This is a genomic window from Aeromicrobium sp. P2_G6 (assembly GCF_056403535.1).
This window is the reverse complement of record NZ_JBFUFH010000003.1, coordinates 1-21,722: the sequence shown is the minus strand read 5'-3', so window position 1 is coordinate 21,722 and position 21,722 is coordinate 1. Positions and strand designations below refer to the sequence as shown.

At 67.6% G+C, this 21,722-nt stretch carries 23 protein-coding genes; 18 read left to right on the top strand and 5 right to left on the bottom strand.

What is annotated here, in order from left to right:
- Positions 1–36 precede the first annotated feature (36 nt).
- The 3 genes from AC1DVU_RS11080 to AC1DVU_RS11070 are packed head-to-tail and all read left to right on the top strand — an operon-like array spanning position 37 to position 2,887.
- Positions 37–1,137, top strand: a complete 1,101-nt coding sequence (locus AC1DVU_RS11080; protein WP_476922497.1) for an ABC transporter ATP-binding protein — start codon at positions 37–39, stop codon at positions 1,135–1,137.
- The gene (locus AC1DVU_RS11075) at positions 1,137–2,066 is read left to right on the top strand and encodes an ABC transporter permease (protein ID WP_476922496.1); all 930 of its coding nucleotides are present in this window, start codon (positions 1,137–1,139) and stop codon (positions 2,064–2,066) included. The genes AC1DVU_RS11080 and AC1DVU_RS11075 overlap by 1 nt, the downstream gene beginning before the upstream one ends.
- The gene (locus AC1DVU_RS11070; protein ID WP_476922495.1) at positions 2,063–2,887 is read left to right on the top strand and encodes an ABC transporter permease; all 825 of its coding nucleotides are present in this window, start codon (positions 2,063–2,065) and stop codon (positions 2,885–2,887) included. The genes AC1DVU_RS11075 and AC1DVU_RS11070 overlap by 4 nt, the downstream gene beginning before the upstream one ends.
- A gap of 61 nt (positions 2,888–2,948) precedes the next feature.
- Here the strand turns inward: AC1DVU_RS11070 and AC1DVU_RS11065 are convergent, their stop codons facing one another.
- Complete coding sequence (locus AC1DVU_RS11065; RefSeq protein WP_476922494.1) at positions 2,949–4,331, bottom strand: aspartate aminotransferase family protein; 1,383 nt, start codon at positions 4,329–4,331, stop codon at positions 2,949–2,951.
- 110 nt (positions 4,332–4,441) lie between these two features.
- Between AC1DVU_RS11065 and AC1DVU_RS11060 the strand changes: the two genes are divergently transcribed.
- The 3 genes from AC1DVU_RS11060 to AC1DVU_RS11050 are packed head-to-tail and all read left to right on the top strand — an operon-like array spanning position 4,442 to position 7,542.
- Positions 4,442–5,878 carry a gamma-aminobutyraldehyde dehydrogenase gene (locus tag AC1DVU_RS11060; RefSeq protein ID WP_476922493.1) on the top strand — a complete coding sequence of 479 codons (1,437 nt, stop codon included), beginning with the start codon at positions 4,442–4,444 and terminating at the stop codon, positions 5,876–5,878.
- A gap of 1 nt (position 5,879) precedes the next feature.
- On the top strand, positions 5,880–7,115 hold the full coding sequence (locus AC1DVU_RS11055; RefSeq protein ID WP_476922492.1) for a saccharopine dehydrogenase family protein: 1,236 nt from the start codon (positions 5,880–5,882) through the stop codon (positions 7,113–7,115).
- Positions 7,116–7,170: 55 nt separating this feature from the next.
- Positions 7,171–7,542, top strand: a complete 372-nt coding sequence (locus AC1DVU_RS11050; RefSeq protein ID WP_476922491.1) for an Lsr2 family DNA-binding protein — start codon at positions 7,171–7,173, stop codon at positions 7,540–7,542.
- Positions 7,543–7,560: 18 nt separating this feature from the next.
- Here AC1DVU_RS11050 and AC1DVU_RS11045 read toward each other — a convergent pair whose 3' ends face one another.
- The gene (locus tag AC1DVU_RS11045) at positions 7,561–8,217 is read right to left on the bottom strand and encodes a response regulator transcription factor (RefSeq protein ID WP_476922490.1); all 657 of its coding nucleotides are present in this window, start codon (positions 8,215–8,217) and stop codon (positions 7,561–7,563) included.
- Positions 8,214–9,371, bottom strand: coding sequence for a sensor histidine kinase (locus tag AC1DVU_RS11040; protein WP_476922489.1), 1,158 nt, complete (start codon positions 9,369–9,371; stop codon positions 8,214–8,216). The genes AC1DVU_RS11045 and AC1DVU_RS11040 overlap by 4 nt, the downstream gene beginning before the upstream one ends.
- 129 nt (positions 9,372–9,500) lie before the next feature.
- On the opposite strand from AC1DVU_RS11040, the gene AC1DVU_RS11035 reads away from it, so the two are divergent.
- From AC1DVU_RS11035 to AC1DVU_RS11000, 8 genes are all read left to right on the top strand, one after another.
- Positions 9,501–10,415 carry an ABC transporter ATP-binding protein gene (locus tag AC1DVU_RS11035; RefSeq protein WP_476922488.1) on the top strand — a complete coding sequence of 305 codons (915 nt, stop codon included), beginning with the start codon at positions 9,501–9,503 and terminating at the stop codon, positions 10,413–10,415.
- Positions 10,412–11,197, top strand: a complete 786-nt coding sequence (locus AC1DVU_RS11030) for an ABC-2 transporter permease (protein ID WP_476922487.1) — start codon at positions 10,412–10,414, stop codon at positions 11,195–11,197. Before AC1DVU_RS11035 ends, AC1DVU_RS11030 begins: the two co-directional genes overlap by 4 nt.
- Before the next feature lie 156 nt (positions 11,198–11,353).
- Positions 11,354–12,556: a 1-deoxy-D-xylulose-5-phosphate reductoisomerase gene (gene dxr, locus AC1DVU_RS11025; protein ID WP_476922486.1), complete on the top strand. Its 1,203-nt coding sequence runs from the start codon at positions 11,354–11,356 to the stop codon at positions 12,554–12,556.
- Entirely contained in the window at positions 12,553–13,851 is a 1,299-nt protein-coding gene (locus AC1DVU_RS11020) for a M50 family metallopeptidase (protein WP_476922485.1), read from the top strand. Before dxr ends, AC1DVU_RS11020 begins: the two co-directional genes overlap by 4 nt.
- A 5-nt stretch (positions 13,852–13,856) precedes the next feature.
- The gene (gene ispG, locus AC1DVU_RS11015) at positions 13,857–15,002 is read left to right on the top strand and encodes a flavodoxin-dependent (E)-4-hydroxy-3-methylbut-2-enyl-diphosphate synthase (protein ID WP_476922484.1); all 1,146 of its coding nucleotides are present in this window, start codon (positions 13,857–13,859) and stop codon (positions 15,000–15,002) included.
- Positions 15,003–15,058: 56 nt separating this feature from the next.
- Positions 15,059–15,901: a GNAT family N-acetyltransferase gene (locus AC1DVU_RS11010; RefSeq protein ID WP_476922483.1), complete on the top strand. Its 843-nt coding sequence runs from the start codon at positions 15,059–15,061 to the stop codon at positions 15,899–15,901.
- Between the two features lie 12 nt (positions 15,902–15,913).
- Positions 15,914–16,276, top strand: a complete 363-nt coding sequence (locus tag AC1DVU_RS11005; RefSeq protein WP_476922482.1) for a DoxX family protein — start codon at positions 15,914–15,916, stop codon at positions 16,274–16,276.
- 102 nt (positions 16,277–16,378) lie between these two features.
- Positions 16,379–18,118, top strand: a complete 1,740-nt coding sequence (locus AC1DVU_RS11000; RefSeq protein ID WP_476922919.1) for a proline--tRNA ligase — start codon at positions 16,379–16,381, stop codon at positions 18,116–18,118.
- Positions 18,119–18,127: 9 nt separating this feature from the next.
- Here AC1DVU_RS11000 and AC1DVU_RS10995 read toward each other — a convergent pair whose 3' ends face one another.
- Together AC1DVU_RS10995 and AC1DVU_RS10990 are read right to left on the bottom strand one after the other, a co-directional pair.
- Positions 18,128–18,532: a DUF4439 domain-containing protein gene (locus tag AC1DVU_RS10995; protein ID WP_476922481.1), complete on the bottom strand. Its 405-nt coding sequence runs from the start codon at positions 18,530–18,532 to the stop codon at positions 18,128–18,130.
- Positions 18,529–19,014, bottom strand: coding sequence for a hypothetical protein (locus AC1DVU_RS10990; RefSeq protein WP_476922480.1), 486 nt, complete (start codon positions 19,012–19,014; stop codon positions 18,529–18,531). The genes AC1DVU_RS10995 and AC1DVU_RS10990 overlap by 4 nt, the downstream gene beginning before the upstream one ends.
- A gap of 107 nt (positions 19,015–19,121) precedes the next feature.
- On the opposite strand from AC1DVU_RS10990, the gene rimP reads away from it, so the two are divergent.
- The 4 genes from rimP to AC1DVU_RS10970 form a co-directional block, all read left to right on the top strand.
- On the top strand, positions 19,122–19,574 hold the full coding sequence (gene rimP / locus AC1DVU_RS10985) for a ribosome maturation factor RimP (RefSeq protein WP_476922479.1): 453 nt from the start codon (positions 19,122–19,124) through the stop codon (positions 19,572–19,574).
- Entirely contained in the window at positions 19,574–20,608 is a 1,035-nt protein-coding gene (nusA, locus tag AC1DVU_RS10980; protein ID WP_476922478.1) for a transcription termination factor NusA, read from the top strand. Before rimP ends, nusA begins: the two co-directional genes overlap by 1 nt.
- A 4-nt stretch (positions 20,609–20,612) precedes the next feature.
- Positions 20,613–20,918 (top strand): YlxR family protein, encoded by a 306-nt coding sequence (locus tag AC1DVU_RS10975; protein WP_476922477.1) that lies wholly within the window; start codon positions 20,613–20,615, stop codon positions 20,916–20,918.
- Between the two features lie 159 nt (positions 20,919–21,077).
- A partial coding sequence (locus AC1DVU_RS10970) for a translation initiation factor IF-2 N-terminal domain-containing protein (protein ID WP_476922476.1) occupies positions 21,078–21,722 on the top strand: 645 nt, incomplete at its 3' end.

Below are 21,722 nucleotides of genomic sequence, written 5' to 3'. Positions count from 1 at the left end.
TCCGCGGGAACCTCATCCGCGAGTTCCTCCCGAGACTTGCGTCTCGCCGGGCTGACCAAGGAGTACGCCGCGTTCACGGCGGTCAAGTCGTTGGACCTCGTCGTGCCGCAGGGCAGCTTCTTCGCCCTGCTCGGCCCGTCGGGCTGCGGCAAGACCACCACGCTGCGCATGGTCGCCGGGCTGGAGACGCCGACCTCGGGGACGATCCACCTCGGCGACACCGAGGTGACCTACCTCAAGCCCTACAAGCGGCCGGTCAACACGGTGTTCCAGAACTATGCGCTGTTCCCGCACCTGGACATCTCCAAGAACGTGGCCTTCGGGCTGGAGCGCCGCGGCGTCAAGGACGTCAACAAGCAGGTGGCCGACATGCTCGAGCTCGTCGAGCTCACGTCGCAGGCGCACAAGAAGCCTGCGCAGATGTCCGGCGGCCAGCAGCAGCGCGTCGCGCTCGSCCGSGCGCTGATCAACCAGCCAGAGGTGCTGCTCCTCGACGAGCCGCTCGGCGCGCTCGACCTCAAGCTGCGCCGTGGCATGCAGCTCGAGCTCAAGCGCATCCAGACCGAAGTCGGGCTGACCTTCGTGCACGTCACGCACGACCAGGAGGAGGCCATGACGATGGCCGACACCATCGCGGTCATGAACCAGGGCGTCATCGAGCAGATGGGCGCCCCGAGCGAGCTCTACGAGAACCCCAGGACAACGTTCGTGGCCAACTTCCTGGGCCAGTCCAACCTCATCGAAGCCGAGATCCAGGGTCGCGAAGGCGGCGAAGTGAAGGTACGCGTCCAGGGCGCGCTCGCCTCGATCCCAGCTGATCGCGCACACTCCGACTCCGGCAGGGGTTGGCTCGGCATCCGGCCCGAGAAGGTCCTGATCGCCGAGGCCGGTCAGCCCATCGACGCGCCGGGTGACGTCATCACCGGTGGTCACATCACCGACGTCAGCTTCGTCGGCGTGAGCACCCAGTACATGGTCAAGATGCCGTGGGGCCAGGAGATCATGGTGTTCGAGCAGAACACCGGCTCGCGCCGCATGCTCCCGGTCGGCACCAAGGTCGACATCTCGTGGCGCCCGGAGTACGCCTTCCTCCTGGACGCCAGCCAGGACGCCAAGGCCGGGATCGAGGAGGAGTAATGACGTCGACTGCCGGCGTCGCTCCGGTCAACCCTCATGACACAGACACCAAGCCCCGCGGGCGCAAGCTCACGGGCTACTGGCTGATCCTGCCCGGCGCGGTCTGGCTCGGCCTGTTCTTCGTCATCCCGTTCTACTCCTTGATCGCGTCGAGCCTGTACGATCCCAACGGGTCGGTGCTCACCGGCTACAACATGACGTGGCATTTCAGCAACTACGTCGACGCGATCGACCAGTACAAAGGCCAGCTCTGGAGGTCGCTCTGGTACGCGGGAGTTGCCACGCTCCTGTGCCTGGTGATCGGCTACGTGTTGGCGTACGCCATCGCGTTCAAGGCCGGGCGCTGGAAGAACCTCATGCTGGTCCTGGTGATCGCACCCTTCTTCACGAGCTTCCTGCTGCGCACGCTGTCGTGGAAGCTGATCCTCGCCGACGACGGCGTCGTGGTCGACATCGCGCAGAAGACCCACTTCATCGACCTCCTGCAGCTGTTGCACCTGACGCCGGGCGATGACCGGTTGCTGGCAACACCGTTCGCCGTGATCGCCGGGCTGACCTACAACTTCCTGCCGTTCATGGTGCTCCCGCTCTACGCGAGTCTCGAGAAGATCGACGTACGCCTGATCGAGGCGTCCAGCGACCTCTACGCATCGCCGGCGAGAGGGTTCTTCAAGGTGACCCTGCCGCTTTCGATGCCTGGAGTCGTCGCAGGGACACTGCTGACCTTCATCCCGGCAGCCGGCGACTACATCAACGCCACGTTGCTCGGCAACACCAACACCCGCATGGTCGGCAACGTCATCCAGAACCTGTTCACGACCCAGGGTGACTACGCCGCCGCCGGTGCGCTCTCGGTCACGCTCATGGTGATCATCGTCGGCATGGTGCTGGTCTATATCCGTACCTCGGGAACGGAGGACCTCGTATGACCGGGTTCGCGCGCTTCCGCCGATGGGTCGGCGAGCACCTGGTGCTCGGTCTCGGCCTCCTCGTGCTGGTCTACACGTTCGTGCCGATCGCCGTCGTCGTCCTGATGAGCTTCAACGACAACAGCAAGTCCAAGAACGTCTACAAGTTCCAGGAGTTCACCTGGAACAACTGGCTGCACCCGTTCAAGCCGGGTGGCATGAAGGACTCGGTCATCCTCAGCATCGAGATCGCGCTGCTGGCCACGCTGGTGGCGACGATCCTGGGAACGCTGGCGGCGTTCGCGCTCTCGCGTCACCGGTTCGCCGGCCGCAACGCGGCCAACCTGATCATCTTCCTGCCGATGGCCTCGCCGGAGATCGTGATGGGCTCGTCGTTGCTGGCGCTGTTCGTCTCGCGTGGGTTCGGCGGCCAGCTGGGGTTCTGGACGATCTTCATCGCCCACGTGATGTTCTGCCTGTCGTTCGTCATCGTCACGGTCAAGGCACGCCTGAGCGGCCTCGACGACAATCTCGAACAGGCGGCGGCCGACCTGTATGCCAATGAGGTTCAGACGTTCTGGCGGATCACGTTCCCGTTGGTCCTGCCCGGCATCATCGGCGCAGCCCTGCTGAGCTTCTCGTTGTCGTTCGACGACTTCATCATCACGAACCTCAACGCCGGCCAGGAGGTGACGTTCCCGATGTTCGTCTTCGGTGCCAACCAACGGGGCGTCCCGATGCAGGTCAACGTCATCGGCACGGCGATGTTCCTCATCGCGATCGCCATCGTCCTGGGCAACGAGCTCTTCCGCCGGCGCCAGGAAAAGGCCCTCGCGGCGTAAGCCTCACCACATGCGAAAGGCCCCCACCGCATCGCGGTGGGGGCCTTTCGCATGACCTTGGCTAGAGCAGGTTCTGGGCCTCGGTCAGAACACCTCGGAGGATCTGCTCCATCTCGTCGAAGTGGCTCTGGTCGGCGATGATCGGCGGCGAGAGCTGGATGACTGGGTCGCCGCGATCGTCGGCACGGCAGTAGAGGCCGTTCTCGAACAGCGCCTTCGACAGGAACCCACGCAGCAGCCGCTCGGACTCGTCGTCCGTGAACGTCTCCTTCGTCGCCTTGTCCTTGACGAGCTCGATGCCGTAGAAGAAACCGTCACCGCGTACGTCGCCGACGATGTCGAGGTCGAGCAGCTTCTCGAGCGTGGCCCGGAACGCGCCCTCGTTGTCGCGCACGTTCTCGTTGAGCTTCTCCCGCTCGAAGATGTCGAGGTTCGCCATCGCGACGGCGGTCGACACGGGATGGCCGCCGAACGTGTAGCCGTGGGCGAAGCTGTTGTCACCCTGCAGGAACGGCTCCATGATCCGGTCGGTCGCGATCATTGCGCCGAGCGGCGAGTAGCCGGACGTGAGGCCCTTGGCGCACGTGATCATGTCGGGCAGGTAGTTGTACCGGGTGGCGCCGAACATCTCACCGAGTCGGCCGAACGCGCAGATGACCTCGTCCGACACGAGCAGGACGTCGTGACGGTCGCAGATCTCGCGAACGCGTTGGAAGTAGCCGGGTGGGGGCGGGAAGCAGCCACCGGCGTTCTGCACCGGCTCGAGGAAGACCGCGGCGACCGTGTCGGGGCCCTCGGCGAGGATCGCGTGCTCGATCTGGTCGGCCGCCCAGATGCTGAAGTCATCGAGGTTGTCACCGTGCTCGGGCGCCCGGTAGAAGTTCGTGTTGGGCACGTGCACGGTCGACGGCACGAGGGGCTCGAACATCTGCTTCAGTGCCGGGATGCCGGTGATCGACAAGGCGCCGTGCGGGGTGCCGTGATAGGCGACCTGGCGGCTGATGACCTTGGTCTTGAGCGGCTTGCCGGTCAGCTTGAAGTACTGCTTCGCAGCCTTCCACGCGGTCTCGACGGCCTCGCCGCCACCCGTCGTGAAGAACACCCGGTTGAGGTCGCCCGGCGTGTACGACGCGATCCGCTCGGCGAGCTCGATCGCATTGGGGTGCGCGAACGTCCAGACCGGGAAGAACGAGAGCTCGGCGGCCTGCTTGGCAGCGGCTTCGGCGAGCTCCTGACGCCCGTGACCGGCCTGTACGACGAACAGCCCGGCGAGTCCGTCGAGGTATCGCCGCCCCTTGGCATCCCACACGTACATGCCGTCACCCTTGGTGATGATCGGGATGTCGTGGGCGTCGTCGTAGCTCCCGTGGCGGGTGAAATGCATCCACAGGTGGCGCTTGCCTGCCTTTTGCAGTCGGTTGTAGTCCTCGTCGGAGTAGCTCATGCAGCCATCTTCGCAAGACACCGTGGGCAAGACAAGGGAATTCGTCGTGTCATCTGCTCTCAACTTCGGATTCCGTTGCCTCACGCGGAGGTTTGGGGTTGGATGGAGCTATGGATCGAGCCATCACCAACGTCATCAACGGAGAACTCATCCCCGCAGCGAGCGGGGCGACATACGACGTGATCGACCCGTCGACCGGTCAGGTGTATGCCTCGGCGCCGCTGTCCGGTGCGGAGGACGTCGATCGCGCGTTCGGGGCCGCCTCCACGGCGTTCGAGACCTGGCGGGACACCACTCCGTACGAACGCTCCAAGATGCTGAACCAGTTCGCCCGCGCGATCGAGGAACGAGCGCAGGAGATCGTCGACGTCGAGTCGCGCGACACCGGCAAGCCCAAGGCGCTCACGATGACCGAGGAGATCCTCGGACAGGCGCTGGATGCCATGACGTTCTTCGCCGGCGCCGCACGTGTGCTCGAGGGCAAGTCGGCCGGTGAGTACCTGCGGGGCCACACCTCGATGATCCGGCGCGAGCCGATCGGCGTCGTGGCCCAGGTGACGCCGTGGAACTATCCGTTCGTCATGGCGATCTGGAAGATCGCCCCGGCGCTGGCGGCGGGCAACACGATCGTGCTCAAGCCCAGTGACACGACACCGGCATCGACGACGCTGTTGGCCGAGATCGCCCAGGAGTTCTTCCCGCCCGGGGTCTTCAACGTCGTCTGTGGTGACCGTGACACGGGGCGTCAGCTCGTGACGCATCCGACGCCCCAGATGGTCGCGATCACCGGCTCGGTCCGCGCCGGGATGGAGGTGGCCGCCGCGGCTGCCGCCGACCTCAAGAAGCCGCACCTCGAGCTCGGCGGCAAGGCGCCCGTGGTGGTGTTCGACGACGCCGATCTCGCAGCTGCCGCCGAGGCCATCGCCGGCGCAGGCTACTTCAACGCCGGCCAGGACTGCACCGCGGCGACGCGCGTGCTGGTCCATCCGCGTGTCGCCGCAGACTTCACCGCGGCGCTGACCGAGGCTGCCCGCGGCACCAAGGTCGGCATGCCGGACGACGACGTCGACTTCGGGCCGGTCAACAACGCCAACCAGCTGGCGCACGTCAAGGAGTTCATCGACTCGTTGCCCGATCACGCAAGGCTCGAGACTGGCGGCTCACGGGTGGACGCGCTGGGGGAGGGCTACTTCTTCGAGCCGACGGTGCTGTCCGGACTGAAGCAGGACGACCACGCGAGCCAGGACGAGATCTTCGGTCCGGTCATCACGGTGCAGCAGTTCAGCGACGAGGACGAGGCGGTGCGCTGGGCCAACGGCGTGAAGTACGGCCTGTCGTCGTCGGTCTGGACCAAGGACCACGGCCGGGCGATGCGCGTGTCTCGCCGGCTCGACTTCGGCTGCGTGTGGATCAACACCCACATCCCGATCGTCGCCGAGATGCCGCACGGCGGGTTCAAGCACTCCGGCTACGGCAAGGACTTGTCGATGTACGGTCTCGAGGACTACACCCGTGTCAAGCACGTCATGACCAACCTGGAGGCCTGAGATGAAGATCTTGCTGGTGGGCGCCGGTGGCGTCGGTTCGGCGTTCTGCGCCATCGCGGCGCGGCGCGACTTCTTCGAGTCGATCGTGGTCGCCGACTACGCCCTCGAGAGCGCGGAGCGGGCGGTGAGCGAGGTCGGCGACGACCGGTTCTCGGCAGCCCAGGTCGACGCGTCCAACGCGTCATCGGTCGAGGACCTCGCCCGTACGTCCGGAGCCACCCACGTCATGAACGCGGTCGACCCCCGGTTCGTGATGCCGATCTTCGAAGGGGCGTATGCCGCGGGTGCCGACTACCTCGACATGGCGATGAGCCTGTCGAAGCCGCACCCGGACCACCCGCACTCCGAGACCGGCGTCAAGCTCGGCGATGAGCAGTTCGCCGTGGCCGACAAGTGGGAGTCGGCTGGTCGACTGGCGCTCGTCGGCATCGGCGTCGAGCCGGGCCTGTCAGACGTGTTCGCCCGCTACGCCGCCGACCACCTGTTTGCCTCGATCGACGAGCTCGGCACGCGCGACGGAGCCAACCTCACGGTCGACGGCTACGACTTCGCGCCGTCGTTCTCGATCTGGACCACGATCGAGGAGTGCCTCAACCCTCCGGTGATCTGGGAGGACGGCAAGTGGTTCACGACCGAGCCGTTCAGCGAGCCGGAGGTGTTCGACTTTCCCGAGGGCATCGGCCCGGTCGAGTGCGTCAACGTCGAGCACGAGGAAGTCCTGCTCATGCCGCGCTGGATCGAGACCAAACGCGCGACGTTCAAGTACGGCCTCGGCAACGAGTTCATCGAGGTGCTCAAGACCCTGCACAAGCTCGGCCTCGACTCGACCGAGAAGGTCAACGTGCCGGCGACCGTCGGCGGCAAGCCGACAGTCGTGCCGGTCTCGCCGCGCGACCTGGTGGCCGCGTGCCTGCCCAACCCCGCGACGCTCGGCGACAAGATGCACGGCAAGACCTGCGCCGGGCTCTGGGTCACCGGGATCGGCCTCGACGGGCAGCCACGCTCGACGTACCTCTATCACGTCGTCGACAACGACTGGTCGATGCAGGAGTACGGCCATCAGTGCGTCGTATGGCAGACCGCGGTCAACCCCGTCGTTGCCCTCGAGCTGCTGGCCAACGGCACCTGGTCCGGCTCCGGAGTCCTCGGCCCGGAGGCCTTCGACGCGGTGCCGTTCCTCGAGCTCCTCACGGCATACGGTTCCCCGTGGGGTCAGAAGGAGCTCGACCCGGCTTAGCCCTCGGCTGGCTCGGTGCTGGACTATCCTGACCGCGTCGAGCCTAGGAGACGGTATGCCCAAGCGTGAGATCATCCCCGAGCCGATCGTCACCGTGATCGATGACTACGACGGCAAGGAGCTGCACCCGGATACGCCGCCCGAGCGCTACCGAATCAACGGGCGGACGTACGAGCTCTACCTTTCGGACGAGTCCAAGAAGATCGTCGACGACTTCCTGCGCAACCTCCTGGACGGAGCCCAGGAGGTCCGTGACACACCCGCTCCTCGCAGTGGGCGGGGGCGCGGCGGCTCCAGCGTGGCCATCCGTGACGGCTACACGATCCACGACCTGCGCGAGTGGGCGCGCGCGAACGGCCACCAGGTCAGCGACAACCGCCGCGCGCCGTCCAAGGTGATCGAGGCGTTCAACGCCGCGCACTCCTGACGGGGGCGGGGCCCTGGACTACAGCAGTCCCGCGTCGTGCATCGCGATGGCGACCTGCACACGGTTCGTGGCGTCGAGCTTGGTGAAGATGTGCGAGATGTGCGCCTTGACCGTGGCGATGCTCATGTGGAGGTCGGCGGCGATCTCGGCATTCGACGAGCCACCTCCGACGGCGATCGCCACTTCGCGCTCCCGGTCGGTCAGGCATTCCACGCGCGTCTGCGCCTTGGCGTCGCTGCGCTGACCCGGGACCGCGTCGGTCACCTGACGGATGAGCTGCTGGGTGATCGTCGGCGACAACATCGGCTCACCGTCGACGACCTTGCCGATCGCTGCGACGATCTCCGCGGGCGGGGTGTCCTTGAGCAGGAATCCGTTGGCGCCGGCGGCCAACGCCCGCACGACGTACTCGTCCGCGTCGAACGTCGTCAGCACGATGACCTTCGGCGGATCCGGCAGCGCGAGAACGGCCGAGGTGGCGGCAATGCCGTCGAGCACCGGCATGCGGATGTCCATCAACACGACGTCGATGCCACCCGCCTGCACGGCGTCGACGGCTTGCTGCCCGTTCGCGGCCTCGGCCACCACCGCGATGACGTCCGACCCGCCGAGGATCAGCGCCAGCCCGGCCCGAACCAGAGGATCGTCATCAGCCAGCAGCACCCTTGTCGTCATGCCGGCCACGGTAGCCATGCCTCGACGACGAACTCGCGCTGAGGCGTGATGCGGTGCGTCATGCGTCCGCCGACGAGGGCCGTACGCTCTGCCAGCCCGATCAGGCCGAGCCCGGACTCGGGTACCTCGACGCCCACCGAGCCGACCTCCAGCGGATTGCTCACGAAGACCGACAACCCGGCCCACGGGCTCCCGGTCACCGAGACGGAGACGAGCGTGTTCGGCGCGTGCTTACGGGCGTTCGTGAGGCTCTCCTGCACGACGCGGTAGAGCGTACGTCCGATGGTCTCCGGTATGCCGTCGAACGCCACCAGCTCATCGATCTCGATCCGCATGCCGGAGGCCCGGGCCTCGTCGAGCAGTGCCGGCAGGTCATCGGCCGAGGGCTGCGGCCGCTCGGGGCTGGCGTCGCCGGGATCGTCGCGCAGGATGCCCAGGACGTCGCGCAGCTCGACGAGTGCCTGGTGCGAGCTCTCCTGGATCACGGCGGCGGTGGCGCGCATCTCCTCGGCGGTGAGGTCCTCGCGGTAGGTCAGCGCCCCGGCGTGCATCGTGACGAGGGAGATGCGGTGGGCCAGCACATCATGCATCTCGCGGGCGATGCGCCCACGCTCGGCCGTACGAGCCTGGGCGACGCGGGCTGACTGCTCCGCTTCCGCGGTGCGCGCCCGCTCGTGCAGCGTGGCGAGCAGCTCGCGGCGCGAACCGATGTACATGCCCCAGCCGACTGAGACGCCGATGATCGCGATGATGAACGGGATCGTGAACGCCAGCACGTCGTCGCTGACCGGGTTCATGCTCTCGGCAACGAGGCTCGCCGCCAGGGCGATGACGCCGACGGGGATGATCTCGCGCCAACGGCGTCGCGTGGACAGTGAGACGAGCGCCAGGGTGCCGGGGCCGGCTGATGACCATGACACGAACGACAAGGCGTTGGTGATCACGGCAACGGGAACCGGATAGGTTCGACGCCAGCCGGTGAGCACGAGACCTGCGACGCCGAGTGCCAGATCGGTCCAGAACCACAGGCGGTTGTGGTCCCACTGCCAGTAGGCGACCTCGAACCACGCCAGGCCGGAGATCGTCAGCACGAACGCGTAGCGCCACGCGTGATTCCACCAACGAAGCTCGGGTTGGTAGTCGATGGCCTGCACCCCCCAAGGCTAGGGCTCTCGGCTGGACGGCACGACGGCCTATCGGCTGGCCCCTCTCATACTTTCGGCTATCGATCAATGGTCGCTCGACCGATGTTTCTGCCCCAGGCGCAGGGCAGACTGGGTGTCATGATCACAGTTGAAGGTCTCACCAAGACGTACGGCGGGTTCACTGCCGTCAACGATGTCTCATTCGAGTGCAAGCCGGGAGCCGTCACCGGCTTCCTCGGCCCCAACGGCGCCGGCAAGACGACGACGATGCGCATCATGGCCGGCCTGACGCCCGCCAGCTCGGGTGCTGCACTCGTCAGCGGAGTCCACTACAAGGACATTCCCAATCCGGGCACGCAGGTGGGTGTCCTGCTGGACGCCTCGGCGCAGCACGCTGGTCGGACCGGTCGCGAAATTCTCACGCTCAGTGCCCTGACGATGGGCCTGCCGATGTCACGCGTCGACGAGATGCTCAGACTCGTCAGCCTGACCCCGGAGGAGTCGAAGCGTCGCGTCAAGAACTACTCGCTCGGCATGCGGCAGCGGCTTGGCATCGCCAACGCCCTGCTCGGCGATCCCAAGATCCTGATCCTCGATGAGCCGGCGAACGGCCTCGACCCGGCCGGCATCCACTGGATGCGCAGCCTGCTGCGCGAGTACGCCAACCGGGGCGGAACGGTGCTGCTGTCCTCGCACCTGCTGCACGAGATCGAGGTCATCGCCGACGAGATCATCGTCATCGGCAACGGCCGGATCGTGGCTCAGGGCACCAAGGCAGAGCTCCTGCAGACGGCCGGGACGTTCGTCAAGGCCGGCGACATGTCGGCCCTTGCGAACGCGCTGACCACCGCCGGCATGAGCTCCACCCCGTCAGGCGACGGAGGACTACGCACGGAGTCATCCCCCGAGCAGGTCGGCAAGGCCGCGGCCTCCGCTGGCGTCGCGCTGATCGAGCTGCGGCCCGCCGAGGGAGCCGGCCTCGAGGAGATGTTCCTCGAGCTGACCGCGGACACCCAACGTGAAGACGTCACCCCCGAAGGAGCTACAGCATGAGCGCCACCGCGATTGCGATCGACACCAACCGGCCGGGCGTACCCCTGAGCCGCCTCGTCAAGGTCGAGATACGCAAGATGTTCGACACCAGGTCCGGTTTCTGGCTCATGATGAGCATCGCGATCGTGGCGACGCTCGCCACGATCGGCTGCATCCTGTGGGTGCCCGACCGGAACCTCGAGTACTCGGTGTTCGGCTCGGCCGTCGGCTTCCCGATGGCGATCCTGCTTCCGGTCATCGCGGTCCTCGCGGTCACGGGTGAGTGGAGCCAGCGCACGGGCCTCATCACGTTCACGCTCGCTCCGCACCGCGGGCAGGTCATCCTGGCCAAGGCTCTGGCGGCGATCATCGTCGGCGTCGTGGGCATGCTGGTCGCTTTCGCGATCGGGGCCGTGGGCAATGTCATCGGCTCGGCTCTCAACGGAGTCGACATGCGTTGGGACATCAGCGTCGCGGACATGTTCTGGATCATCGTCGGCAACGTCCTGGGCCTGCTGATCGGCTTCATGCTCGGCGTCCTGATCCGCAACACCCCGGCCGCGATCGTGGCCTACTTCGTCTACTCGTTCGTGCTGCCGACGATCTTCGGCATCCTTGCCGAGCTGGTCGACTGGTTCAAGGACGTCCAGCCGTGGATCGACTTCAACTATGCGCAGACGCCGCTGTTCGACGGTGGTCCGAGTGGTGACCAGTGGGCCCACCTCGGGACGTCGAGCCTGGTCTGGTTCGTGATCCCGATGATCTTCGGCGTCCTTGCTGTGCTGAAGTCCGAGGTCAAGTAACCGACTCCCGGGGCGGAGGGGGCGCGGCGACAGGACATCCCTCGTCTGCCGCCGCTTCGGGGCACACCCAGGATGGCGACACCTCGCAAGGGGTGTCGCCATCCTGCATGTCCGGCGCGAGTAGGTCAGCGGGGACGCATCAGGGAGAATGGCGACATGCGCAAGCGTGTTGCCATTCTCGGCTCAACGGGATCCATCGGGACCCAGGCCCTCGAGGTCATCGCGGCCAACCCCGAACGCTTCGAGGTCGTCGCGCTTGCCGCCGGTGGGAGCAATCCGCGGCTGCTGGCCGAGCAGGCCATCGCGTTCAACGTGCCGCTCGTCGCCGTCGCCAGGGCGAGCGCGGCAGAGGACGTCCAGCTCGCGCTCTACGCCGAGGCACAGCGCAGAGGCTACGACCAGGGTGACCACCGCGTGCCGCGACTCCTCGCCGGACCTGACGCTGCGGTCGACGTCGCCCGGGTCGAGTGCGACGTGGTGCTCAACGGCATGACCGGAGCGGTCGGCCTGCTCCCGACGCTGGCCGCGCTGGAGGCCGGCACGACCCTCGCTCTCGCCAACAAGGAATCCTTGATCATCGGCGGCGAGCTCGTCGTCGGCGCGGCCAAGCCCGGCCAGCTCGTGCCGGTCGACTCCGAGCACTCCGCCCTCGCCCAGGCCATGCGGGGGGAGCGGCGCGACGAGGTCCGCCGGCTGATCGTCACCGCGAGCGGGGGACCGTTCCGCGGTCGTACGCGCGCTGAGCTCGCCGATGTCACCCCCGAACAGGCGATGGCCCACCCGACATGGGACATGGGCCCGGTCATCACGATCAACTCCGCGACGCTCGTCAACAAGGGCCTCGAGGTCATCGAGGCCAACCTGCTGTTCGACATCGGCTTCGATCGCATCGACGTCGTCGTGCACCCGCCGTCGATCGTCCACTCGATGGTCGAGTTCATCGACGGCGCCACGATGGTGCAGGCTTCACCGCCGGACATGAAGCTGCCGATCGCGCTCGGCCTGGCGTGGCCCGACCGCGTGCCCGATGCTGCCGCGGGCTGTGACTGGACCCAGCCGGCGACGTGGGAGTTCTTCCCGCTCGACGACGAGGCGTTCCCGGCGGTCAGCCTGGCGCGCAAGGCCGGGACGTTCGGGCGTACGGGACCGGCGGTGTTCAACGCCGCCAACGAGGTGTGCGTCGACGCATTCGTTGCCGGCGACTTGGACTTCCTCGGCATAGTGGACACGGTGGGCGTGGTCCTCGAAGAGCACCTCAGCGATCCGGACGCGGCCCGCCAGGATCTGACCCTCGACGGCGTGCTCGGCGCCGATGCATGGGCCCGCACCCGGGCCGCGGAGCTGGTGGAGAAACGATGAACGCACTGATCTACACCCTCGGTGTCGTGGCGTTCATCCTCGGCGTCGCGATCTCGATAGGTCTGCACGAGCTCGGCCACATGTACCCCGCCAAGAAGTTCGGCATCAAGGTCACCCAGTTCTTCGTGGGCTTCGGCAACACGGTGTGGTCCGTCAAGCGCGGCGAGACCGAGTACGGCATCAAGTCGATCCCGCTCGGCGGTTACGTCAAGCTCGTCGGCATGTTGCCGCCGGCCAAGGACGCCGACCCGCACGAGGTCCGGAAGACCAACACGGGCCTGTTCACGCAGCTCATCTCCGATGCCCGCAACGCCGAGTACGAGCACGTGGAGGACAAGGACCTCGACCGGCTCTTCTATCGCAAGCCGTGGTGGCAGAAGCTGATCGTCATGGCCGGCGGTCCGACGGTCAACATCCTGATTGCGATCGTGCTTTTCACGATCGTGTTCATGGGGTTCGGGGCGATGAAGCCGACGACGACGGTCCAAGCGGTGTCGGACTGCGCGATCAGCGATGCGGAAGCCCCACGCACCTGCCGGGCTGATGATCCCATCACGCCGGCCAAGAAAGCCGGCCTCGTCGCCGGTGACCACATCACATCGTTCAACGGGGCGCAGATCTCGTCATGGGATGAGCTCACGAAGCTGATCCGTGCCAATGGTTCGCGCGAGGCGACGATTGGCTACGAACGCGACGGCACCCCTCGCGAGGCGAGGGTTGCCACGTCGGTGCTCGCGCGGGCTGACGTGGACGACCCGACCAAGACCGTCAATGTGGGCTTCCTCGGCGTGATCGCCACCGAGGAGATGCAGCGGCAGGGCCCGGGCTACATCGCGTCGACCATGGGCACGTACGTCAAGGGCACCGCTCAGGCCATCTGGCACCTCCCGTCCCGCATGGTCGACGTCACCAAGGCCGCGTTCGGTGGCGAACGCGACGTGAACGGTCCGATCAGCGTTGTCGGCGCGAGCCGCGTCGCCGGCGAGATGGTGACGGTCGACGACCCGACCTGGTCCGAGCGGATCCAACGCGTCCTCGTGCTGCTGGCGGGTCTCAACCTGTTCCTCGCCCTGTTCAACTTCATCCCGTTGCTGCCGCTCGACGGCGGCCACATCGCCGGCGCGCTCTACGAAGCGGTGCGCCGGGGGTTCGCCAGGCTGCGGGGCCTTCCAGACCCTGGATACGTCGACGTCGCCAAGATGTTGCCGGTCGCGTACGCCGTGGGTGCCCTCCTTATGCTGATGAGTGTGATTCTGATCTACGCCGACATCGTCAACCCCGTGAAGCTGAGCTGAAAAACATGACTGATCTCGGACTTCCCGCGATGCCCCCTCCGGTGCTCGCACCGCGCCGCAAGACGCGCAAGATCAAGGTCGGCACGGTCGACGTCGGTGGCGACGCACCCATCTCGGTGCAGTCGATGACCACGACGCTGACCTCCGACGTCAACACGACGCTGCAGCAGATCGCCGAGCTCACGGCGGCCGGCTGCGACATCGTCCGCGTCGCGTGCCCCAGCCAGGACGACGCCGACGCGCTGCCGGAGATCGCCAGGCACTCCAACATCCCGGTCATCGCCGACATCCACTTCCAGCCCAAGTACGTCTTCGCCGCGATCGACGCCGGCTGCGCTGCGGTGCGGGTCAACCCGGGCAACATCCGCAAGTTCGACGACCAGGTCGGCGCGATCGCCCGCGCGGCCAAGGACGCCGGGGTCTCGATCCGCATCGGCGTCAACGCCGGGTCGCTCGACAAGCGCATCTACGACAAGTACGGCAAGGCCACGGCCGAGGCGCTCGTCGAGTCCGCCGTGTGGGAGGCGTCGCTGTTCGAGGAGCACGACTTCCACGACTTCAAGATCTCGGTCAAGCACAATGACCCCGTCGTCATGGTGCAGGCCTACGAGCAGCTCTCCCAGCGCGGCGACTGGCCGCTGCACCTCGGCGTCACCGAGGCCGGTCCGGCATTCCAGGGCACGATCAAGAGCGCCACGGCATTCGGGGCGCTGCTGAGCCAGGGCATCGGCGACACGATCCGGGTCTCGCTGTCGGCCCCGCCGGTCGAGGAGGTCAAGGTCGGCCTGCAGATCCTGCAGTCGCTCAACCTCCGCGAGCGCAAGCTCGAGATCGTCTCGTGCCCCTCGTGCGGTCGCGCCCAGGTCGACGTCTACACGCTCGCCGAGGAGGTCACCGCCGGCCTCGAGGGCATGGAGGTGCCACTCCGCGTCGCGGTCATGGGCTGTGTCGTCAACGGCCCCGGTGAAGCCCGTGAGGCCGACCTCGGCGTGGCGTCCGGCAACGGCAAGGGTCAGATCTTCGTCAAGGGCGAGGTCATCAAGACCGTGCCGGAGTCCAAGATCGTCGAGACGCTGATCGAGGAAGCCATGCGCATCGCCGAGGGCATGGAGCCCGTCGAGGGCGGCTCGCCCGCCGTGACCGTCAGCTGACGTGGGCCTGGAGGCTCTCCGCGTCGTAGGCTGGTGACACCACCCAGGGAGGCGCAGTGCTGAAGACGACATCGCACGTCCGTCCGCTGACGACGTCCGATCTCGCTGAGCTGTATGCCCTCCTCGACCGCGACCCGCTGGTCAACCTCTTCGTCCGCAACCGCGTCGACGCGACCAAGCTGCAGACCCGTTGGCTGGGTGGCCAGGTCTGGGGCTACTTCGAGGACGGCGACCTCGTGTCGGCCTGCCATGCCGGAGCCAACGTCGTCCCGGTGCAGGCGACGCCCGCCGCCGTGGAGGCGTTCGTCGAGCAGGCGATCTCCGACAACGTGCGGCCGTCGTCGATCGTCGGGCCCCGCGACGCGGTGCTGCCGATGTGGAGGCTGCTCGAGCCGCACTGGGGGCCGGCCCGCTCGCCACGCCTGGATCAGCCGTTCATGACGCTCGAGCGCGACAGCCACCTCCGCCCCGATCCACGAGTGCGCCCCGTCGTGCTCGACGAGTTCGACACGGTCTACCCGGCGTGCGTCGCGATGTTCACCGAGGAGGTCGGCGTCGATCCTGAGGTCGGCAACCGCAGCGGCTACCGCGCCCGCGTGGCGCAGCTGATCTCACAGGGCTGGGCGTACGCGATCATCGATGACGGCGACGTGCTCTTCAAGGCCGAGGTCGGCGCCGCGACGCCGTACGCCTGCCAGCTCCAGGGCGTCTACGTCAGGCCTGACCTGCGTGGACAGGGCATCGCAGCACCGGCGCTGGCGGCGGTCGTGCAGCAGGTGCGTGCGACGGTCGCCCCGATCGTCACGCTCTACGTCAACGACCACAACACCGCGGCCCGGCGGGCGTACGAACGGGTCGGCTTCGAGCAGACCGCGACCTTCGCCTCGATCCTGCTCTGACATGCTCACGGCATGAGTCGTGAGATCAAGGTCCTCGCCGGCATCCTCGGCGTGTCGGGCGTGCTGCACTTCGTCGCCCCCAAGCCGTACGAGGCGATCGTCCCCAAGCCGCTGCCCTACAAGCGCGAGCTCGTGCAGGTGTCCGCCGTCGCCGAGCTCGCATGTGCGGGGCTGATGCTGCACCCTCGCACCCGGCGTCTGGGCGGCCTGGCGTCGGCAGGGCTGCTCGCCGCGGTGTTCCCGGCGAACGTGCAGATGACGCTCGACACCGCCCGTGACTCACGCAAGCCATGGTGGTTCACCCTCGGCACCGTGCTGCGCCTCCCGCTGCAGCTGCCGATGATCCGCATCGCCCTGAGGGCCGCACGCGGCTAGCGGAACCGTGGTTTCGAGTCCCCCACTCGCTGGCGCTCGCGGGAGGTGCCCCCACCGCTTCGCTCCGCACCTCAACCACCGAATAGGCTCGGGACCATGCGAATGTCCCGGCTCTTCCTGCGTACGCTCCGCGACGATCCGGCCGATGCCGAGGTGCCGAGCCACAAGCTCCTGGTGCGCGCCGGATACGTCCGACGAGTCGCGCCCGGCATCTACTCGTGGCTGCCGCTCGGACTGAAGGTGCTGGCCAAGGTCGAGAAGATCATCCGCGAGGAGATGGAGTCGATCGGCTCCCAGGAGGTGCGCTTCCCGGCGCTGCTGCCGCGCGAACCCTACGAGGCGTCAGGACGCTGGACCGACTACGGCCCCAACGTGTTCCGCCTCAAGGACCGCAAGGGCAACGACATGATGCTCGGCCCGACGCATGAGGAGTTCTTCACGCTGCTGGTCAAGGACCTCTACTCGTCCTACAAGGACCTGCCGCTGAGCATCTACCAGATCCAGACGAAGTACCGCGACGAAGCACGCCCCCGCGCCGGCATCCTGCGCGGCCGCGAGTTCATCATGAAGGACTCCTACTCGTTCGACGTCGATGACGCCGGGCTCGAGAAGTCCTACCAGGCACACCGCGAGGCGTACGTCCGGATCTTCGACCGGCTCGGCTTCGAGTACGTCATCGTGCAGGCGCAGTCCGGCGCGATGGGCGGCTCGGCGAGCGAGGAGTTCCTCGCGGTGTCCGAGACGGGGGAGGACACGTTCGTACGCTCACCGGGTGGCTACGCCGCCAACGTCGAGGCCGTCACGACCGTCGTGCCCGACCCCATCCCATACGACGACGCGCCCGCTGCCCACGCCGAGCAGACGCCCGACACCCCCACGATCGACACGCTCGTGGCGCATCTCAACGAGAAGTTCCCCCGCGACGACCGCCCGTGGAGTGCCGCGGACACGCTCAAGAACGTCCTGGTGATCCTGCGACAGCCCGACGGCACTCGTGAGCCGCTCGCGATCGGCCTGCCGGGTGACCGTGAGGTCGACGCCAAGCGCCTCGAGGCGGTCGTCTCGCCGGCCGAGGTCGAGCCGTTCGAGGCGAAGGACTTCGCCGCCAACTCCGCACTCGTCAAGGGCTACATCGGCCCCGCGTCGCTGGGCTCGGAGAGCTCGTCCGGCATCCGCTACCTCGTCGACCCACGAGTCGTAGATGGCACCCGGTGGGTCACCGGCGCCGACGTCGACGGCTCGCACGTCATCGATCTGGTCGCCGGCCGTGACTTCACCGCCGACGGCACGATCGAGGCCGCCGAGATCCGCGCGGGCGATCCCGCGCCTGACGGTTCGGGTCCGCTCGAGCTGGCGCGTGGCATCGAGATGGGCCACATCTTCCAGCTCGGCCGCAAGTACGCCGAGGCGCTCGACCTCAAGGTGCTGGACGAGAACGGCAAGCTCGTCACGGTGACGATGGGCTCGTACGGCGTCGGGGTCTCCCGCGCCGTCGCCGCGGTCGCCGAGTACGCGCACGACGACCTGGGCCTGGTGTGGCCCAAGGAGCTCGCGCCGTTCGACGTGCACCTGATCGTCGCCGGCAAGGACGAGGCGGTGGTCGCCGGCGCAGAGCAGGTCTACCAGGACCTGATCGGCGAAGGGCTCGAGGTGCTCTATGACGACCGCCTCGGCAAGGTCTCGCCCGGTGTGAAGTTCAAGGACGCGGAGCTCATCGGCGTGCCCACGATCGTCGTCGTCGGCAAGGGATTCGTCGACGGCGTCGTCGAGGTCAAGGACCGGGCGACCGGCGAACGCACCGACGTCCCCCTGGGCGACCTCCTGGCCCACCTCCGCGACTGACCCAGGACCTCAGTCGGGCAGGCCCGGGAAGGCTCTCGGGGGTCCGCCCCAGGTGATGTCGGCGAGCGCCGCACGTCGCAGCCCCGCGATCGAGTACGTCCGCAGGTTGCCGGTGCTGTCGCCGACGAGCCTCAGGCAGGCCGCCGCGATGTCGCGTTCGATCTGCCGCGCCGCCGTGATGGCCCGCGCCCTGGTCCGCAGGCGACCGACGTCGTACGACAGCGCCGTCGGGACCGGCTCGACGTCCAGGCGGTGCAGGCGGGCCAACAGCCGGTCGCGCGCGCCGAGGTGCTTGTCGTACGACGTGCGGGCCCGCTCCGCCAGCGGGGCGAAACGTGCGCCGATGACGGGATAGAGCCACACCGCCTCGTGCTCGAGCGCGAGCCAGTCCTGCATCGCCTCGGTCGACGTCATCGCAGTCCTCCGACGGTGTGCGCGCACTGCGCGAGCCCGGCGGACATCGACGCGAGGACGCGGGCGAGCGCGGGGGAGACCGCGTGGGCTGAGTCCGCAGCCCGGGCCTTCGACGCCGTCGAATAGGCGGTTGCCAGAGCCTTGACGGCCTCGGCGGGACTTGCGGCAGGCGCGGCGACGTGAGGGACGGCGCCGGCGACGCCGACCGCCTTGGCGTGCGCCGTGCTGATCGCGACGTAGGGGTCGAGGCGCAGGGCGGGGTGCTTGACTGCCGTGGCCTCGACCTGCGCGAGCAGGGAGTTCTGATCGGCGGCGACCCGGGCGATCAGCCGGTCGTCGGACGGATCGGGCTCGGGGTGTGGCTCGATGCCGACGCCTCGGGCCAGGTCGTCGAGCCGGTGACCGAGGGTTGCGCCGCCGAGTCCTGCCGCCACGACTGCGGTTGCAGCGCCCGTTCCCAGGAGCGCGCGTCGGCTGATCACCACGGCAGGCTAGCCGACTCGCTGCGTTCACCGGAGCACCCCGGGTTCGGTAGGGTGGAACCCGACACCTGATGCCGGTGCCGACAAAAGAACACGGAGGAAGAGCCATGGATCAACGACTGGCGACCCTCGTGGATGAATGTGTGTCGGCGCTCGGCTTCGATGTCGAGGCGATCGAGCTGACGCCTGCCGGCAACAAGCGGGTCCTCCGCATCGCTCTCGACCGCGACGGCGGCGTAGGGATCGACCACATCACCGATGCCACACGCGCACTGTCCGAGGTGCTCGACGCGTCCGACGTGATGGGCTCGCAGCCCTACACGCTCGAAGTCACCTCCCGCGGCGTCGACCGCCCGCTCACCGAACCCCGCCACTGGCGCCGCAACGCCGGCCGCCTCGTACGCCTGAGGCTCACCGACGACTCCTCGATCGACGGCCGCATCGGCGACAGCGACGACGAGGGCGTCGTGATCGAGGGACGCACCACCAGCCAACGGCTGGCATATGACCAGATCAGCACCGCGCTCGTGCAAACCGAGCTCAACAGGAAGGACGCCTGATGGACATCGACATGGCCGCATTGCGCGCCCTCGAGCACGAGAAGGACATCTCGTTCGACGTCGTCGTGGAAGCGATCGAGACGGCACTGCTGTCCGCGTACCACAAGTCGGGTGGCTCCCACTCGCACGCGCGGGTCGAGCTCGACCGCAAGACCGGGCACGTGACGGTATGGGCCAAGGAGCGCATCGAGCCCGAGCCGGTGCCCGAGCCCGCCGAGGGCGAGGAGCCGCCGGAGCGCCCAGCTCTGCAGTTCACTGAGGAGTTCGACGACACGCCTGAGGACTTCGGCCGGTTCGCCGCAACCATCGCGCGCCAGCTCATCATGCAGCGCATCCGCGACGCGGAGGACGAGTCCAAGTACGGCGAGTTCGCCGGAAAGGTCGGCGACATCGTCTCCGGGGTGATCCAGCAGAGCCGTCCCGGCGACGTCGCGCTCGACCTCGGCCGCATCGAGGCGATCCTGGTCGCCTCCGAGCGGGTCCCCGAGGAGAAGTACGCGCACGGCGAGCGCCTCAAGGCGTACGTCTACGAGGTCGAGAAGGGAATGCGCGGTCCCAAGGTCAAGGTCTCCCGCACGCACCCCAACCTGGTCAAGCTGCTGTTCGCCCTCGAGGCGCCGGAGATCGCCGACGGCTCGGTCGAGATCGTCGCGATCGCACGTGAGGCCGGCCACCGCAGCAAGATCGCGGTGCGCGCCAACGTGCCGGGCGTCAATGCCAAGGGCGCGTGCATCGGTCCGATGGGCCAGCGCGTGCGCAACGTCATGCACGAGCTGCACGGCGAGAAGATCGACATCGTCGACTACAGCGACGATCCGGCCGAGTTCATCGCACACGCGCTGTCGCCCTCGCAGGTCAAGGGCGTGACGCTGGTCGATCCCGCGACCCGGTCGGCCCGTGTCGTCGTGCCCGACTTCCAGCTGTCCCTCGCGATCGGCAAAGAGGGCCAGAACGCCCGGCTTGCCGCCAAGCTCACGGGTTGGCGCATCGACATCCGCTCGGACACCGAGGCCCCGAGGACCGAGGGCAGCTGACTCGATGGCGCGACCGCTTCGCGAAACGGGTAGACTGGTCGAGGTCGTCCGGACGTGCATCGGTTGCAGGCAACGTGCGGACAAGACCACTCTGGTGCGAGTCGTCGCAGTTCAGGAGCCCACGACCACGGTCGTGACACCTGATCCGCATGGCACGCTGCCGGGACGAGGGGCGCACCTGCATCCCACGACCCGGTGCCTGGAGCTCGCGACTCGCCGCAAGGCGTTCGGTCGGGCCCTTCGAGTCGAGGGGCCGCTCGACCTGAGTGCCCTCGCATCGATCGTCGAAGATCCGAAAGACACTGCTTGACCACCAAGGACACGCCACCCGGCGCGTTCATGACACGAAATCGGAGCAACAGCTCATGAAGACCCGATGAGTACTGCGCGATGAGTACTGCGCAATGAGCACGTTCGTCAACTAGTGGTCTGATCCTCCTTCGGGGTCGGACCCCCCTGAAGGAGAAGAGTGGCTGTAAGAGTCCACGAGCTCGCACGCGAGTTCGGTGTCGAGAGCAAGGTCGTCCTGTCCACCCTGAAAGACATGGGTGAGTACGTGAAGTCGGCCTCCTCGACCGTAGAAGCCCCCGTCGTCCGGCGCCTCAACGAGGAGCACGGAGAAGCCCTGCGAGCGCAGGGCGCCAAGAAGTCCGGCGGCAAGCCCGCCGCCAAGAAGGCCGCACCGGCCAAGGCTGCAGAGCCCGAAGCCGCCCCGGCTCCGGTCGAGGCCGCTGAGCCGGCTGCTGCGCCTGTGCCGACCCGCACGCCTGGCCCGATGCCCGGCCCTCGGGTGGCCCGCACGCCTGAGCCCGAACCGACCCCTGAGCCCGTCGCCGAGGCACCCGCCCCGGCCGCCGAGCCCGAGGCCCCGGCGGCAGCAGCTGCTTCGGCATCGCCGTCCGCCACTCCGGGACCGCGTCCCGGACCCAAGGCGCCCGGTGCCCGCCCCGGCAACAACCCGTTCTCGTCGACGCAGGGCATGCAGAGCGCCCCGCGTCCGCCGGCCGCACGTGCCGGTGGCCCGACGCCTGGTGGCGCACCTGGCATGCCGCGCCCCAACCCGGCCATGATGCCGCGCCAGTCCGGCCTCGCCGGTCCGTCGACGTCCGTCGAC